General features: G+C 73.2%; 6 protein-coding genes and 1 pseudogene. 3 read left to right on the top strand and 4 right to left on the bottom strand.

What is annotated here, in order from left to right:
* Positions 1–12: 12 nt before the first annotated feature.
* The 4 genes and pseudogenes from ACZ53K_RS28385 to ACZ53K_RS28370 all read right to left on the bottom strand — a co-directional run.
* Positions 13–1,020: pseudogene (locus tag ACZ53K_RS28385) on the bottom strand (phytoene/squalene synthase family protein); the annotation flags it as partial.
* Positions 1,017–2,570 carry a phytoene desaturase family protein gene (gene crtI, locus ACZ53K_RS28380; RefSeq protein ID WP_468841810.1) on the bottom strand — a complete coding sequence of 518 codons (1,554 nt, stop codon included), beginning with the start codon at positions 2,568–2,570 and terminating at the stop codon, positions 1,017–1,019. The pseudogene ACZ53K_RS28385 and the gene crtI, both read right to left, overlap by 4 nt.
* Positions 2,567–3,769: a polyprenyl synthetase family protein gene (locus tag ACZ53K_RS28375; protein WP_468841808.1), complete on the bottom strand. Its 1,203-nt coding sequence runs from the start codon at positions 3,767–3,769 to the stop codon at positions 2,567–2,569. The genes crtI and ACZ53K_RS28375 overlap by 4 nt, the downstream gene beginning before the upstream one ends.
* Before the next feature lie 414 nt (positions 3,770–4,183).
* Entirely contained in the window at positions 4,184–4,405 is a 222-nt protein-coding gene (locus tag ACZ53K_RS28370; protein WP_468841806.1) for a response regulator transcription factor, read from the bottom strand.
* 455 nt (positions 4,406–4,860) lie between these two features.
* Between ACZ53K_RS28370 and ACZ53K_RS28365 the strand changes: the two genes are divergently transcribed.
* Genes ACZ53K_RS28365 through ACZ53K_RS28355 form a run of 3 tightly spaced genes read left to right on the top strand, consistent with a single transcriptional unit; the run spans position 4,861 to position 17,233 of the window.
* On the top strand, positions 4,861–6,141 hold the full coding sequence (locus tag ACZ53K_RS28365; RefSeq protein ID WP_468841804.1) for an MFS transporter: 1,281 nt from the start codon (positions 4,861–4,863) through the stop codon (positions 6,139–6,141).
* Positions 6,138–9,452, top strand: a complete 3,315-nt coding sequence (locus ACZ53K_RS28360; RefSeq protein WP_468841802.1) for a type I polyketide synthase — start codon at positions 6,138–6,140, stop codon at positions 9,450–9,452. The genes ACZ53K_RS28365 and ACZ53K_RS28360 overlap by 4 nt, the downstream gene beginning before the upstream one ends.
* Positions 9,449–17,233, top strand: a complete 7,785-nt coding sequence (locus tag ACZ53K_RS28355; protein WP_468841800.1) for a MupA/Atu3671 family FMN-dependent luciferase-like monooxygenase — start codon at positions 9,449–9,451, stop codon at positions 17,231–17,233. Before ACZ53K_RS28360 ends, ACZ53K_RS28355 begins: the two co-directional genes overlap by 4 nt.
* Positions 17,234–17,311: the final 78 nt, after the last annotated feature.

Here is a 17,311-nt window from a genome sequence, read left to right as displayed (position 1 = left end):
GGCGTGGCGCGCGGGTTCCGGGGGACGGGCGGAGGCCGGGGCGCCGGGCATGGTTCGCATGCGGGCGGAGGCCGGAGAGCCGGGCTGCCTGGTCCGGGTGCGGGCCGCCGTCACCCGTACCAGCCCGTCCAGGGCCACGGTCGCGCGGACCGGGCGCGACACGACGGCACGGCGGTGCAGGACCGCGTAACCGTCGGCCTCCACGGCGTCCAGGATGCCGCGGTAGAGGATGAACGCGGTACGGATGCACGGCCGGGACGCCGGGTCGAGCATGGCGACACCGGGCGCGGCCCGCCGGTAGACGCCGTGGGTGAGGTCGGCGGCGGCCCGCAGCGCGGCGGTGATCCGCGGGTCCGTGGCGCCCGTCAGCCTGCTCCACCGGAGCAGTTCCCGGTCGACGCCGTGCGCGGCCAGCAGGTCGGCGGGCAGGTAGACCCGGCCCCGGTCCAGGTCCTCGCCCACGTCCCGGAGGAAGTTGGTCAGCTGGAAGGCCGCTCCGAGGGCGGCGGCGTGCGGCGCGGCCTCCTCGCGGGGCGTGACCGTGCCGAGGACCGGCAGCATCTGGAGGCCGATCACCTCGGCCGAGCCGTACATGTAGCCGCACAGCGCGTCGTAGGTCGGGTAGTCGGTCACCTCCAGGTCGGCGCGCATGGAGGCCATGAACGCGGTGAAGTACGCCGGGTCGATGCCGTAGACGGCGCTGGTGTGGGCCAGGGCCCGTACGACCGGTTCGTCGCCGCCGCCCCGGGCGAGGCCCGCACGGAGCTGGGTCTCCAGAGCGCGCAGAGCCGCGGCGCGTTCCTGACAGGAGGCGTCGCCGTCCAGGCTGTCGACGATGTCGTCCGCCCAGCGGGCGAACCCGTACAGGGCGTGCACGGCGGGCCGGCGGGCGACCGGCAGCAGCCGGGTGGCCAGGAAGTACGTTTTGCCGTGCCGGGCGTTGAGCCGGCGGCAGTGGGCGTAGGCGGCGCGCAGCGCGGGCTCGGTGATGCCCGCGGCGTCGAGTTCCCGGGCGGTCACGAGGTCCCTTCCGGCGTACGGGTGGCGGGACGGCGCGCGCCGAGGTCGGTCACCCTGGCGGTCCTCGTGGGCCCGCCGCCCGTCACCCGAGCGGCGGCCAGCTTCCCCGAGACCAGCACGGTGGGCACCCCGACGCCCGGGGTGGTGCCGCACCCGGCCAGCACGGCGTTCTCGGTGCCGCGTACGAGGTTGCGGGGCCGGAACGGGCCGGTCTGCGCGAAGGTGTGGGCGGCGGAGAACGGCGTGCCCGCGCCGTGCCCCTGGCGGCTCCAGTCCGCCGGGGTGACCAGGCACTCCTCCTCGGCCGCCGCGCCGAGGCCGGTGAAGCCGCGCCGTTCCAGTTCGGCGAGGAGCGCGGTGCGGTAGCGGGGACCGAGATCCCGCCAAGCATGCACGCCGGGACCGATGTCGGTGTTGGGGCAGGGCGCCAGGACGTAGTGCAGGTGGCGGCCCGGCGGGGCCAGCGACGGGTCGGTGGCGGTCGGCCGGGTCAGCAGCAGCGAGGGGTCGCTCATCAGGGCGCCGCTACGGGTGAGTTCGTGGAACGTACGGTGCCAGGCGGCGCCGAAAGAGAGGGTGTGGTGGCCCGGTTCCGGCCAGGTCGCGGGCGTACCCGCGTGCAGGACGACGGCCGAGGGCGAGCGGCGCAGCGGCAGCGGGCGGCGCGGGCTGCGGCCGAGCAGGCGGTACGCCTCGGGCAGGTCGGCGGTGAGCACCACCGCGTCGCAGGGGACGCGCCCGCCGTCGGTGACGACGGCGGTGACCCGGTCATCGGAACGTTCCAGCGCGCGGACCTCGCACCCGTACCGGAACTCCGCTCCCGCCTCGGCCGCGGCGTCGGCCATGGCGCGGGGCAGCGCGTGCATCCCGCCGCGCGGGAAGTACACGCCGGCCACTGTGTCCATGTAGGCGATCACGGCGTACGCGGCGAGCGCGCGGGCCGGCGGCACGCCCGCGTACAGGGACTGGAACGAGAAGACGCGGCGCACCCGCTCGTCGCCGAGGAACCGGCCGATACGGGCGTCCAGGCGGCCGAAGCCGCCCAGCGCCGCGAGACGGGCCAGGTCGGGGGTGAGCAGTTGCAGCGGCGAGTCGAAGTTGGCGTCGATGAAGCGCCGCATCTGGACCGTGTACAGACGGCTCAGCCAGGACCGCAGCCGCCGGTAGCCCGCGGCCTCCCGGGCTCCGGCGAAACGTTCGATCTCGGCCTCCATCGCCTCCGCGCCGGTGTGCACGTCCAGCGTGCTGCCGTCGGCGAACCGCGCCCGGTAGGCGGGGTGCAGGGGCACGAGATCCAGCCGCCCGGCCATCGAGGCGCCGACCGCGGCGAACGCCTCCTCGACGAGGTCCGGCATGGTCAGCACGGTCGGCCCGGTGTCGATCAGATAGCCGTTGCGTTCGAGGCGCCCGCACCGGCCGCCGGGCCGGAGCGCCCGCTCGACCACGGTCACCCGCCGCCCGGCGCCGAGCAGGTGCAGCGCGGCGGACAGGCCGGACAGGCCGGCGCCGATGACGACGACATGGTCGGTACGGCCGGGGACGGTCTTCACCGCGCACCTCCCCGGGCCGCCACGACGGCCACCGGCGGGGGAGGGGCGCCGGGCGGGGAGCACGGACGGGCGCCGGCCGTGGCACGCAGCAGGTCGTGCAGGTGACGGCGGGCGGCCGGGTCGGCGGTGGGTACGGCGGCCAGGTGCGCCACGCTCCGATCGGCGAGGTTCTCGATTTTGTCCTCCAGTGCGGCGCGGGCCCCGGTCGAGACGAACACTTCCCGTACGCGGTCCACCGCGGCGGCCGAGAGAGCCGGATCGCCCAGCGCCGCGTCGAGGACACCGAGTGCCCCGTCATCGCCGGCGGTCTCCGCGCGGGCGCGGGCCACCGCGGTGAGGTACGTCAACTTGCCCTCGCGGATGTCGTCACCGGACGGTTTGCCGGTCTCCCGCGGGTCACCGAACACCCCCAGCAGGTCGTCGTGGAGCTGGAAGGCGAGCCCGGCGCAGCGGCCCGCCGAGCGCAGCGCGCCGGTGGTCCGGTCGTCCGCGCCGGCCAGGGCGGCACCCAGCAGCAGGGGGCGTTCGACCGAGTAGCGGGCGCTCTTGAGCCGGGCGGTGCGGACCGCGCGGGCGGGGGAGCGGGACATGGTGACCTGGCCGTGCAGGTCCAGGTACTGACCGGCGACCATCTCGGTCCGCATGGTCCGCCACAGCGCGTGCACCGCGGACCGCGCGTGGGCGGGGAAGCGGGTGTCCATGACGGTGTCGTCGGCCCAGGCGAGCGCGAGGTCACCGGCCAGGATCGCCGCGGCCCGGCCGAACGTTTCCGCCGAACGGGCGGAAGGGCCGGTTCCGCCCTGGTGGCCGTACTGCCTCCGGACCTCGACGTGCAGGGCCGGCCGGCCTCTGCGCAGCTCGGCGCCGTCCATCACGTCGTCGTGCACCAGCGCACAGGTCTGTACGAGTTCGAGCGCGGCGGCCAGCCGCAGCGCGGCCCCCGCCTCCTCGTCGCCGCCCCCGCAGACCCGCAGCCCCCACCACACGAACCGGCCGCGCAGCCGCTTGCCGCCGCCCAGCGTGAATCGTGCGACGCGTTCGGCGATGTCCCGGGTGAAGAGGGCGTCGGCCGCCGCGGCCGCGATGAGCCGCGCGCCCAGCACCTCGTCGAGCACCCATCCGATGGCGCCCGCGACATCCGCGTCCACCGTGCGGGCCCCGGCCGCGCCCTGGTGGTCCTCCGTCCGGCTACGGCGCATCACCCGTCCTTCCGTCGAACCGGTCGGTGCACGCTGACTCACACGTACCGCGGCCACCCCTCGGACACGCCGCCGGACGGACCGGGCGCGCGTCCCGTGCCGCCGGCGCCCGCGCCCGCAGTTCACCACGGGACCCGCGCGCCGCCGGGACGCCACGTCCGGGCCTGGTCCCTTCGGGGGACGCCCGGCCGGGGCGCGGACAACGGCTCTGCGCAACACATGACCAACGGGCGTCCCTTCGGCCGGGTGCGACGTTCGGCAGCGGGTACCCACGGTCGCCGGAGGAAACCCGGTGGCTCCGCCGACGGCGCGCCGGGGCAAAGGACCGGCCCTGGTGATGTTGTCCGGATATCGGCCATTGACAGGGCGGAAACCGGCCAAGTTGAACGCGCCCCCGAGGACGCGTCCGGACCGTCAGCCGCTGTTCTGCGCCAGCTGCAGCCGTACGAGGTGGGCGAGGGTCGGAGCCGGATGCTTGGCCCGTATGCGCCGCAGATACGTGCTGACCGTGTGCACGCTGATGCCCAGGCGCCTGGCCGTCTGGTCGTACGTCAGGCCGTCGGCGATGTGCGACAGTACCTCCCGCTCCCGGGGGGACAGCATCGGCGACATGGTGGACGCGCTGTGGTCCGGCATCTCTTCTCCAAAGGGGTGACGGTGGAGCAGGGAGGGTACGGCGGCCCGCGGCGTCAGGACGGTCGGTCCGGGGGCGCGGGAGGAGCGGGGCGAGGCCGCTGTACGGCCGCCGCGCTGTGGGGTGCTCGTGGGTTCATCGGCTCGTCGCCGGGAAGACGGCCCGAGCGGGAACGGACATGGTGCGCCCTCCCGCGGGGTACGGAGCGGAACTGCCGACGGTGCCGCGGGGGCAGCACATCCCCCGTGACATGCGGCTTGATCTAACCACGGACACGGCAAAACGCAAGAAGGCCGCGGCCGCGGTTCCCCCTGCCCTACACGCGGGGTAAAGCGCCGGTCAAGTCACCGGATGATGCGTCTCCAGGCGCCCCGCGAACCGGGTGACCGTAAGTGGGTCCTCCGCCGTCCCGCGTGGTGGACCGGGCCGGCACGGGGCACTGAGGAGGCACAAGAAGGTGGGGCACTTCCGGCTGCTCGTCGTCGGCAACGCCATTTCCGCGTACGGCAGTTATCTGAACATGGTGGCGCTGAACGTCTTCGTCTACCAGGTGACGGGCAGCGCGCTGACCGCCGGCCTGTTCATGGCCGTACGCCTGATCACCAGCGTACTGTCCGGATTCGTCAGCGGCCGGCTGGTGTCGCGGTACGACCGCAAACGGCTGATGGTGTGCGCCGACCTGACCCAGGCGGCCGCCCTGGTGGTGCTGCTCCTGGCGCCGGACGGCGCACGGGTCGCCCTGCTCTTCGCGCTGGCCGTGGGGACCGGCGCCTGCTCGACGCTCTCCCAGGTGGCGCTGCGCAGCAGCGTCCCGGAGATCGTCGGCGCCGACCTGCGGACCCGGGCCAACGGCCTGCTGGTCACCGGCCGTTCGCTGGCCATGATCGCCGGGTTCGCCTCGGCGGGCGTGGTCGTCGCGCAGTTCGGCTACACCGCGGCCTTCGCGCTGGACGCCGGCACCTTCGCGGCCTCCGCCACGATCCTCTTCCTGCTGCCCATCCGCACCCGGGCCGCCGAGAAGAGCGCGGCCGACGGCACGGCGGCGGACGCCGCGGACACCGGCCGCTGGGCCTCCCTCGCGCTCCTGAAGGCGGCGCCGCTGCTGGCCGTCATGGTCGCGGTCCGCGCGGCCGACGGCCTCGGCTCCTCCTCGCACAACGTCGCCCTGCCCATCTACTCCAGCGCCCTGGACCCGTCCCATCCGGCTACTTTCGTCAGCCAGTTCTGGGCGACCTGGGCGATCGGCAACATCGTGGCGCAGCAGGTGTGCTCGCGCCGCACCGGCAAGACCGGGTGGTCACCCGGGGAGCGCGCCTTCGCGATCGGCTCCTGTGTGATGTCGGTGGCGTTCATCGTGGTCTTCAGCGGCCTGCCGGCCGTGCCCGCCGCCATCGCCGCGCTCGTCGCCGGCATGGCCGACGGGTTCACGGAGATCGCGTACGTCTCCCGGCTGCAGGCCGCCCCCGACGAGCAGCGCGGCCGTCTCTTCGGCCTCTCCGCCTCGGCCGAGAACAGCGGCTTCGGCCTCGGCATGATCGTCAGCGCGGCACTGCTGGAGCGCTACTCGCCCCTGCAGGTGGTCGGCGCGTTCCAGGGACTGGCCATCCTCCTGTGCGTCGCCCTGCTCATCGTGCTGTCCCGGGGACGTTCGCTGTTCCCGCAGCGGCCATCGCCCCGGGAGAGCGGCGGCCCGGCGCCCGGCCGAGAGGTCTCCACCGCGGAGGGCAGCAGCTCATGAACGTACCGGCCGACTCGCGCGTCGCGGTCATCGGCATGGCCTTCCGCTTCCCCGGAGCGGACACCCCCGAAGAGTTCTGGCAGGTCATCCGGGACGGCCGGGACTGTGTACGGCGGTTCACCGACGAGGAACTGGCGGTCGCCGGCGTACCCGCGGAGAAGTACCGTGCAGACGACTTCGTGGGCGCCAGCGGCATCCTTCACGACATCGCCGGGTTCGACGCCCCCTTTTTCGGCATGAGCGTCCGCGAGTCGCAGCTCACCGACCCGCAGCACCGGATGTTCCTGGAGTGCGCCTACCACGCCCTGGAGGACTCCGGATACCCGCGGGAACGGGACGGGCTGCGCACCGGTGTCTTCGCCAGCACCGGCTACCACCTCTACACCATGGAGAACTACCTGCTGAACAACGTCCTGAAAGGCCCCGTCGGCGACGACTGGCTCTCCAGGATGCAGGTCATGGTCGGCAACTACACCGACTTCACCGCCACCCGCGTGGCCTTCCGCCTCAACCTGACCGGCCCGGCCATCAGCGTCCAGACCGCCTGCTCCAGCTCCCTGACCGCCCTGCAGCTCGCCGCCCAGTCGGTGCTGACCGGCGACAGCGACCTCGCGCTGGCCGGTGCCACGGCCGTACACGTGCCGCAGGTGCTGGGCTACCAGTACGTGAAGGGCTCCATCCTCTCCAAGAGCGGCCACCTGCGCGCCTTCGACGCCGGAGCGGACGGCACGGTGGGCGGCACCGGCGTCGCCGCCGTCGTCCTCAAGCGCCTGGACCGGGCCCTCGCCGACGGCGACACCGTGCACGGCGTCATACGCGGCTGGGGCATCAACAACGACGGCGCGGACAAGCAGACGTACACCGCGCCCAGCGCGCGGGGCCAATGTGGCGCGATCCGCCGCGCGCTGGACCACGCCGGCATCAGCGCGGATACCGTCGGCTACCTGGAGACCCACGGTACGGGCACCCTGAAGGGCGACCCGATCGAGTTCGATGGCGCCGTCTCCGCGTACCGCGCCGACACCGACCGCACCGGCTACTGCGCGCTCGGCTCGACCAAGGCCAACATCGGCCACCTCGACGTGTGCTCCGGCCTCGCCAGCTTCATCAAGGCCCTGCTCGTACTGAAGCACGGCGTCATCCCGCCGATGGCCAACTTCCGCGAGCCGAACCCCGCCCTCGACCTCGACCACAGCCCCTTCTACATCCCCGAGGCCGCACGCCCGTGGCCGCAGGGGGACACACCGCGCCGGGCGGGCGTCTCGTCGCTGGGCGTCGGCGGCACCAACGTCCACATCATCGTGGAGCAGGCCCCCGAGCCCGCTCCCCGTGACGCCACCGTGGCCCCACCGGACGTACTCGTCCTGTCCGGCCAGTCCGAAGCGGCCCTCACGGCCAACGCCCAGGCCGTACACGAGCACCTGACGCGGCATCCCGAGGCGGACCTCGCCGACGTCGTGACCACCGCGGCGGGCCGGATCCACCACCGGCACCGCCTGGCGGCCCGCGGGAAGAACCCCGCGGAGCTGGTTGCAGCCCTGGGCAGCTGGCTTGCGGGAACCGACGGCCCCGCCGCTGCCGCCGCCGTGACGACCGGCGAAGCCCCCCGGGAAGCGCGCGCGGGCATCGTCTTCCAGTTCACCGGGCAGGGCAGCCCGTACCCCGGTATGGCGCAGCCCATGTACGAGCGCTTCGCCGTCGTACGCGACCTGCTCCACACCTGCGACCGCCACCACCAGGCGCTTTACCGCAGCTCCCTGCTCGACATACTGCTCGACCCCGGCGCCGACCGCGCCACAGCGGAGAACACCCGGACCGCCCAACCAGCCCTCTTTGCCCTGCAGTACGCCCTCACCGGCCTCTGGCGCCACACCGGCATCACACCGGACATCGTCGCCGGACACAGCGTCGGCGAATACGCCGCCCTGTGCGCGGCGGGCGCCCTGTCGGTCGAGGACGGCCTGCGCCTTACCGCGGAGCGCGGCCGCCTGATGCAGGACCACTGCGCGCGCGGTGCCATGGCCGCGGTCCCGGTGGACCTGGACACCGTACGGAACCTGACCGCCGAGGTCACCGGCCTCGAACTCGCCGTCGTCAACGGAGAGCGGCGGCACGTGCTCGCCGGTCCTGTCTCCGCCGTCGACCGACTGCTGGCCCTGCTGGAGGAGCGCGGCACCACCGGAGAACGGCTGCCGGTGACCCGTGCCTTCCACACCGCGCTGATGGACCCGGTCCTGGACAAGTTCCGGGAACTGCTCGACAGCGTCACCTTCCGCCCGGCCACCACCGCCTTCGTCAGCTGCCTCGACGGGCGCCTGTACGAGCCGGGCTGGCTGCCCGACGCGGACTACTTCGTACGGCAGACACGCGAGCCGGTCCGCTACGACGCCGTACTGCGCACGCTCGGCGGGACGGACACCGCCGCACTGGTCGAGATCGGCCCGCACACCACGCTCAGCGGACTCGCCCGCGCCGCCCTCCCCGGCGTACGGGCGGCACCGACGCTGCGCCGGGGCGCCGGAGCCGCCCCCTTTTGGGGCGCGGTGGCCCAGCTGCACTGCGCGGGCGCGGACCTCGACTGGCCGGCGCTGACGGCCGGCAGCGGAGGCCGCCGGACCGGGCTGCCCGGCTACCGCTTCCAGCACAAGACCTTCTGGACGGGGCCGGAACCGACAGCCGTCCTGGCCGTCCGGGCCGGCGAACCAGCGAGAGAACCAGCGAGAGAAGAGGAAGACGTGGCACAGGACGAGGCAGTGTTCGAGAGGGTGCTCGGGCACGTCATCGCGTTGGTCGCCAAGCACCTCGGGCACGACGCGGACGCGATCACCGGCGACACATCCTTCTTCGATCTCGGTGCGGACTCCCTGCAGATGATCAGCGTGCTGCGCGAGCTGGAGCAGGACCACCAGGTCAAGGTCGCCATGCGGGAGCTGTTCGAGGAGGCGAGCACCTCGCGGCAGCTCGCGGAGCTGATCGTGGGGCGGATGGCGGGCGGTGACGCTGAGACCGTTCGCGCGGTGGAGCCGGAGCGGGCGCCGGAGCCGGAGCGGGCGCCCGAGTCCATCCATACGCCCGAGCCCGCGCCCGCGCCCGTTCCCGAGTCTGCGCCCGCGCTCGGCGAGCCGTCCGGGCTGTCGGAGCCCGTGACGCGCGCCGAACTGGCCGACCTCGTCCGCCAGGTGCAGCAGCTGTCGCAGATCCAGCTCCAGATGATGTCCCAGATACACCAGCTGTCCCAGCTGCTGACCGCGCAGGCGACGAGCGCCCTGACCGGCGGCGCGGTGGCCAACGGAAAGGCGGGCGGGGCATGACCGGGCCGAGCGCCGCCGCGGCCGCGGTGGACCAGGATCTCGCCGCCATGGCCGACCTCTCCCGGCGCATCGCTGAGCGGATCGAGGCCGCGGCCGGGAGCGCGGAGCGGCCGGCGGAGGCCGGAGCCGTCCAGGAGCCGCCCGCCGGGCAGCCGACGGACGGCGCGAACGGCCAGGTGCCCGCCGCCGAACGGCGGCAGCGCGTGCACGGCCCCCGGGTGACCGTCTCCCGCGGCTCCGGCATGGTCGGCGGGTCCGCCCCCGTATCCCAGCAGTCGCACCTCGACGATCTGGTACGCCGTTACACGGCCAAAACCGCCACGTCCAAGGAGATCGCCCAGCGGTACCGCCGGGTGCTGGCCGACAGCCGGGCCGTCGTCGGGTTCCGCAGCAAGACCAAGGAGATGCTGTACCCGATCGCCGGACGCCGGGCGCGCGGCTCCTGGCTGGAGGACGTCGACGGCAATCGCTATGTCGACATCACCATGGGCTTCGGCGTGCTCCTCTTCGGCCACGAACCGGAGTTCGTGAGCGAGGCCGTCCGCGAGCACCTCTCCCGGGGCATCCAGCTCGGCCCGCGCAACGTCGAGACCGGCGAGGCCGCCGAACTGCTGGCGGAACTGACCGGCATGGAACGGGTGGCGTTCGCCAACTCCGGTACGGAGGCGAACTCCGCCGCGATCCGGCTCGCCCGCGCCGCCACCGGCCGCCGTCGCATCGTCACCTTCCACGGCGCCTACCACGGCCACGCCGACAACGTCCTGGGCCGCTCCACCGGCACCGGCGCCGACCGGATCACCGTCCCCGTCTCCACCGGCATCCCGGCCGCCAGCGTCGCCGACCTGCTGGTCCTGGACTACGGGAGCGACGCGAGCCTGGAGGCCATCGCCGAGCACGCGGACGACATCGCCGCGGTCATCATCGAGCCCGTACAGAGCCGCCACCCGTCGCTGCGACCCGTCGAGTTCGTACGGAAGCTGCGCGAGCTGACCCGGCGCCACGGCATCGTGCTGATGTTCGACGAGATGCTGACGGGCTTCCGTCCGGCGCCGCGCGGCGCCCAGGAGCTCTACGGCGTCATCCCGGACCTCGCGACGTACGGCAAGCTGCTCGGCGGCGGCTTCCCGATCGGCGCCATCGCGGGCCGCGCGGACATCATGGACGGGGTGGACGGCGGCTTCTGGCAGTACGGGGACGGCAGCTATCCGCCCGCCGACACCACCTTCTTCGGCGGTACGTACATCCAGCACCCGGTCTCGATGGTCGCCGCCCGTGCCGTGCTGACGCACCTCAAGGAGCACAGCCCGCGGCTCCAGGAGCGGTTGAACGCCCGTACCGGCGAGCTGGCGGACTCGCTGAACCGTTTCTTCGAGGACGAGGAATTCCCGCTGCGGGTGAGCCACTTCGGCTCCCAGTTCCGCTTCGAGCACCGCGCGGACATGGAACTGCTGTACCACCACCTCATGCTGCGCGGGGTGCACGTCTGGGAATGGCGCAACTTCTTCCTGTCGACCGCCCACTCGGACGGGGACATCGAGTTCATCGCCGACGCGGTGCGCGGGTCGCTGCGGGAACTGCGCGCGGCCGGCTTCTTCCCCGGCGGGCCGAAGCCGCAGCCGACGGCGGTTCCGGCCGCTGCGCCGAGCGTCGCACCGGCGTCCGCGACCAGCACGCCTATGCAGGTCGCCGAGCCGCGTACGGCGCCTGCCGTCACCGCCACCGCCGTCACTGCCGCCGCCTCCGCCGTGACCGCGCGCCGCGCCCCCGACTTCAGCATCTACTTCTTCGGCGACTATCCCCAGAACGACGCTGAGGCCGGCGCCAGTGGTGAAGCCGGAGCCGGCTCCCCGGCCGCCGCGCAGGGCAAGTACGACCACATCCTGGAGACCGCCCGCTTCGCCGACCAGCACGGTTTCCACGCGCTCTGGATGCCCGAGCGGCACTTCCACTCCTTCGGAGGGCTGTTCCCCAACCCCGTCGTGCTCGCCGCGGCCCTCGCCCGCGAGACCCGCCACGTCCGCCTCAACGCGGGCTCCGTCGTCCTGCCCCTGCACGACCCGGTCCGGGTCGCGGAGGAGTGGTCGATGGCCGACAACCTCTCCGGCGGCCGGGTCGGCATCGGCTGCGCCAGCGGCTGGCACGCCAACGACTTCGTCTTCTTCCCCGAGCGCTTCGGCCGCCACAAGGAGCTGATGTACGAGCAGGTGGAGCAGGTCCGCCGGCTCTGGCGCGGCGAGGCCGTACGGCGCGTCGGCGGCGACGGCGAGACCGAGGTACGCCTGTTCCCGCGCCCCGTGCAGGACACACCGCCCGTGTACACGGCGGTGGTCGGCAACCCCGCCTCGTACGCGGCCGCCGCCCGGCACGACGTCGGCGTGGTCACCAACCTGATGACCCAGAGCGTCGAGCAGCTGGCCGAGAACATCGCGCTGTACCGCCGCACCCGCGCCGAGCACGGCCTCGACCCGGACGCCGGGCGGGTGGCCGTCCTGCTGCACACCTACCTCGCGGCCGACCACCGCACCGCGCGCACCGAGGCGTACGAGCCCCTGGCACGCTACATGCGCGCCTCGCTCTCCCTCTTCGGCAACGTCGCCAACAGCCTCGGCCACAACGTGGACCTGTCCGCGCTGACCGAGGACGACCTCGACGTGCTCTTCCGCCGCGCCTACGACCGCTACTGCGACCAGCGGGCACTCATCGGCACGCCCGACACCGTCGCCCCCGTGGTGGATGCGGTGAGCGCGGCGGGTGCCGACGAGATCGTCTCGCTCGTCGACTTCGGCGTCGAGCCGGCTGCGCTGCGCACCGGCCTCACCCACATCGACGCGCTGCGCCGCCACTACCACGCGCCGGGCGCGGGCGCGGACACCGGCGTGAGTTCGGGCGCAAGCGCGGGCGTGAGCGCGGGAGCGAATACGTCCGTCCCGCCCACACCCGCTCCGGCCCCGGTAGAGGCACGGGAACCCGTACGCGAGAGCACCGCCCCGCTGTCACCGGGCCAGCAGCGCATCTGGTTCCTCGAACGGATGCTGCCGGGCCGTACCGCCTACAACGAGACCAAGGCCATCCGCCTCGACGGCCCGCTCGACGTCCCCGCGCTGCGTACGGCGCTGCGCGGACTGGTGGCGCGGCACGAGGGCCTGCGGACCGTCTTCCGCGAGATCGACGACGAACCCTGCCAGCTCGTCCGCCCGCCGTCCGCACCGGACTTCGCGGTGCTCGACCGTACGGACGCGGGCGCGGACGGCGAGGACGCCGCGGTCCGTGCCGTGCTGGCGGAGGAGAGCGCGCGGCGTTTCGACCTCGTCAACGGGCCGCTGTTCGTCACCCGGCTGGTCAAGCTGGGGGAGGAGCGGCACGTCCTGGTCTTCTCCCTGCACCACATCGTCGTGGACGCCGCCTCCGCCACCGTCCTGGCCCGTGATCTGTCCGCCCTCTACCGCGCCGCGCACGACGGCTCCGCCCCGGACCTTCCCGCGCTGTCCGGCACCTACGCCGACCACGCGCGCGCCCAGCTCCGTACGCTGGGCGGCCCGGCGAGCGCCGCGAACCTGACGTACTGGCTGGACACGCTCGGCGGCGAGCTTCCCGTACTGGAGCTGCCCTGCGACCGCCCCCGCCCCGCGGCCATGACCTCCAACGGGCGGGCCGTCTTCCACCGTCTCGGCCCCGGGTTGTCCGCACGGCTGCGGGACCTGAGCAGGCAGCGGCGCGGCACCCTCTTCATGACGCTGCTGGCGGGCTTCACCGCGATGCTCCACCGGGTCACCGGTCAGCGGGACATCGTCGTCGGCACCCCGATGTCGGACCGCCCCCAGGGCACCGAGGACCTGCTCGGCTTCTTCGTCAACACCCTCGCGCTCCGCTTCGATCTGTCCGGCGACCCGGAGTTCGGTACGTTCCTGGACCGGGTGCGGGGCGTCGCCCTGGACGCGTACGACCATGCGGACGTGCCCTTCGAGGCGGTGGTGCGGGAGCTGGCGCCGGCGCGTACCACCGACCGCACGCCGGTCTTCCAGGTTCTCGCGGAGTTCGAGAGCAGCGATCCGTTCCGCTTCGATCTGCCCGGCGTCCGGGCCACCGTGCTCGACGCGGGACCCGACAAGGCCCTCACCGACCTCGCCGTGTACTTCACCGACCAGCCCGAGGGCATCCGCTGCCACCTGGAGTACAACACCGACCTGTTCGACGCGGGCACCGTGGACGGCTTCTTCCATACCTTCCGGGACCTGCTCGAAGCGGCCGTACGGGAGCCGGGGACCCGGCTGTCCCGCCTCGGCGCGACCGAGGGGCGGCAGGAAGCGGAGCCCGCCGGACCGGCCGTGACCGGCCGTCCGGTGTCCACGGCATCGCGGCAGGCCAGGAGCGCCGTCGCGACGGTGGAGCCCGTCGGGGAGCCGGCTGAGGAGCCGGTCGGGAAGCCGGTGCCCGCCGCGTGGCAGCAGGGCCCGGTCCGCCCGGTGGCGCGGGCCACCGTCCACGAACTCGTCGCCCGGCGCGCGGCGGACGCCCCGTACCGGACCGCCGTCCACCACGGCGAGAACCGGCTCAGCTACCGGGAACTGGACGCGCGGGCCGAGCGTCTGGCCGTCGTCATCCGCGAGCACCACGGGACGGCTGCCGCGGTCCCGGACGGTGCGGACGACGTGGTGGCCCTGTGGCTGCCCCGCTCCACCGACCTCATCGTGGCCATGCTCGCGGTACTCAAGTCCGGCCGGGCGTACGTCCCCCTCGACCCGTCGCTGGGACAGGCCAGGGCCACCACGGTGCTCGCGGAATGCGGCGCCCGTCTCCTGCTGAGCACCGGCTCCCGGGCCGACGCCCTCGACCTGCCCGACGGCCTGGCCGTCATCGACGTCACCGCAGGTGAGAGCCACACCACCGGCCGTACGAAGAAGGCGCTTTCGGGTATCACCGGTCCCGAATCACTGTGCTACGTCATCTACACCTCCGGCAGCACGGGCACACCCAAGGGCGTCGCGGTGCCCCATCGCGGAGTCGTCGACCTCTGCCAGTGGCACCACAAGCGCTTCGCGTTCACCTCCGCCGACCGCAGCGCGCTGGTGTGCAGCCAGAGTTTCGACGCCTCGGTCCTGGAAATCTGGCCCGCGCTGACCGCGGGAGCGTCCGTCGTCATCGCCGACGACGCGGTCCGTACGGACACATCGGCACTGGCCCGCTGGTACACGCAGCAGCACGTCACCTTCTCGATCCTGCCCACCGCCCTGGGCGAGGCGCTGCTCACCCTGCCGACTGCTGAACAGCCGCCGCTGCGCCACCTGCTGCTGGGCGGCGACGTGATGCGTACCCGGCCGCGCCCGGATGTGGCGTACGAAACGGTCAATGTGTACGGGCCGACCGAGACCACCGTGCTGTGCACCACCGAAATTGTCGGCCCGCGCACGTCCGGGACCGATTCGCGGCCGATACCGATCGGCCGCCCCGTCGACAACGCGCGACTGCGGGTTCTCGACGCGTCGGGCGCGCCGGTGCCGATCGGCGCGGTGGGGGAGCTGTACGTCGGCGGACCGGGGGTCGCTCGCGGCTACCTGGGCGCACCCGCTGCGGCCGAGGAACGTTTCGGCCCGGATCCGCTCCGGGCCGGCGCGCAGGCATCGTCGGACGGACCCGGCTTCCCCGACTTCTACCGCACCGGTGACCTGGTGCGATGGACCGAGGACGGCGCCCTGGAGTTCCACGGGCGCGTCGATGACCAGGTGAAGGTCCGCGGATACCGTGTCGAGCCGGAGGAGGCCTCCCGCGCGCTCAACGCCCTGGACGGCGTACGCGAGGCCGCCGTGCTGGCCCGCCGCGACAGCCGGGGCGAGGCCTACCTCGCCGCCTACGCCGTACCGGCGGACCAGGACGCGGGCCACACCACCACCGCGGCCGGCCGCCAGACGTTCGCAGACCGGCTGGCAGGCGAACTCGCGTCCCGGCTGCCGGAGTATCTCGTACCGAGGTCCTGGGCCGTCCTCACCGGACTGCCGCTCGCGGGCAACGGCAAGCTGGAACGCACCGCGCTGCCGGGTCCGGAGATCGTGACGGCCGCGCCATCCAGGCCCGCAGCCGGGAACTCCGGGCGGGACACAGGGCGGACGGCACCCGTCCCCCCACCGGCCGACGAGCCCGAACCCGGCCTCCACGCCCGGCTCGAACACCGCCTCCGCGCCCTCTGGGCCGACGCCTTCGACCTCACGGCCGACGCCATCGGCCCGGACACCTCCTTCTTCGACCTCGGTGGTCACTCGATCGCCGCGATCCGGCTGGTCAACCGCGCCCGGGAGGTGTTCGGCCAGGAGTACCCGATGGTGCGCTTCTACCAGGAGCCGACGGTACGGGCCATGGCGGCGTACCTCGCCGGTGACGCGGACGGCGCCTCCAAGGTGGCCGACCGGGCCCCCGCCCCCGAGGCGGCCGGCCGGGCACCGGCCCCCGAAGTGATCGACCGGGCACCCGCCACCAACCAGCAGCGGGCCTTCATCGACGGGCACCACCGGCACGCCCTGCCGCAGGTCTACAACGTCGCCCTGCGCATCACGCTCACCGGCGACCTGGACCTGCCCGCGCTGCGCACCGCGCTGACTCAGCTCGTGGCCCGCCACGCATCGCTGCGCACCCGGTTCGTCAAGGAGGGCGAGCAATGGTGGCAGGAGATTCTCCGGCCGCGCCCCGTCGACCTCCCGGTCGAGGACCTGACCACCGGCAGGGGCACCACAATCGGGTCCGCAGGCCTGGCGGGCGCCGACGGGACAGCGGACGGCGACGAGACCGAGCGGATCAGCGCACAGGTCGCGGCCACCCGGTTCGACCTCACCGAAGGAGTGGCACCGAAACTCCGTCTGGTGCGGACCGGCCCCTCGGCCTGGGCGCTGTTCCTCCTGCTGCACCACTCCACCTGCGACGGCTGGGCCGTCAGCATCCTGCTGAACGACTTCGCCGCGCTCTACGGTGCCGCGGTGACCGGAACGCCCCACACCCTGGGCAGCACGGTGCCGCAGCCGACCGAATACGCCCGCTGGCAACAGGAAACCGCCTCGGACCGGACCGACCGGCGCATCCTTGAGTACTGGGCCGGAGAACTGCAAGGGGCCCCCTTCCGGCACGCGCTGCCCCTGGACCGGCCGCGCCCGGAAACCCTGAGCGGACAGGGACGCGTCGCGCTCTTCACCGTGGACGCCGACCTGCGCGCCGACGTGGAACGGCTGGCCAGGAAGTGCGGCACCACGCCGTACGCGGTCACCGTCGCCGCCCTGGGCCGGCTCGCCGGCAAGCTTTCCGGCCGTGGGGAAGTCATGGTCAACGTCTCCTACGCCAACCGTGAGCGCCGCGCCTTCGAGTCGCTGGTGGCCTGCACGGCCGTGGGCCTCCCGCTGCGCATCCGGCTCGACCGGGCCGGGACCTTCACCGAACTCGTCCGCCAGGTCGCACACACCTCGATCGAGGGCATCGACCACATCATGCCGCTGCGCAGGCTCGCCGGGCCCCTGCGCGAGGAGATGGGGGTCGAGGTACCGGACCAGGTGCCGTTCGGGTTCCAGTACCAGAACTCGCTGGACACGGACATCGACCTGCCCGGCGTGGACGCGGCGGTCGAGGATCTGGCCGTCCCGGCCTCCCGGACGGAGTTCAACTTCGGGCTCGTCCCGGCGGGCGACACGCTGACCGGATACGTCGAGTACTCGACCGACCTGTGGGAGCACACCACGATCGAGCGCTGGACCGGCGACTACGTGACGCTGCTCGCCGAGGAGGTACGGGCCGCGCTGGCCGGCTGATCCGTTGCGTCGTTACGGCACCGTTCCGTCGGGGCGGTGCCGTAACGACGGTCCGCCACCGTGCCGACCAAGGGCGGT

Source organism: Streptomyces sp. NPDC033221, assembly GCF_055577005.1.
This window is presented reverse-complemented; position numbering and strand designations above follow the sequence as displayed.

Coding starts and splice junctions, on each gene's coding strand:
- ACZ53K_RS28370 (WP_468841806.1), bottom strand. CDS start 4,405: ATGCCGGACCACAGCGCGTCCACCATGTCGCCGATGCTGTCCCCCCGG.
- ACZ53K_RS28355 (WP_468841800.1), top strand. CDS start 9,449: ATGACCGGGCCGAGCGCCGCCGCGGCCGCGGTGGACCAGGATCTCGCC.
- ACZ53K_RS28375 (WP_468841808.1), bottom strand. CDS start 3,769: ATGCGCCGTAGCCGGACGGAGGACCACCAGGGCGCGGCCGGGGCCCGC.
- ACZ53K_RS28360 (WP_468841802.1), top strand. CDS start 6,138: ATGAACGTACCGGCCGACTCGCGCGTCGCGGTCATCGGCATGGCCTTC.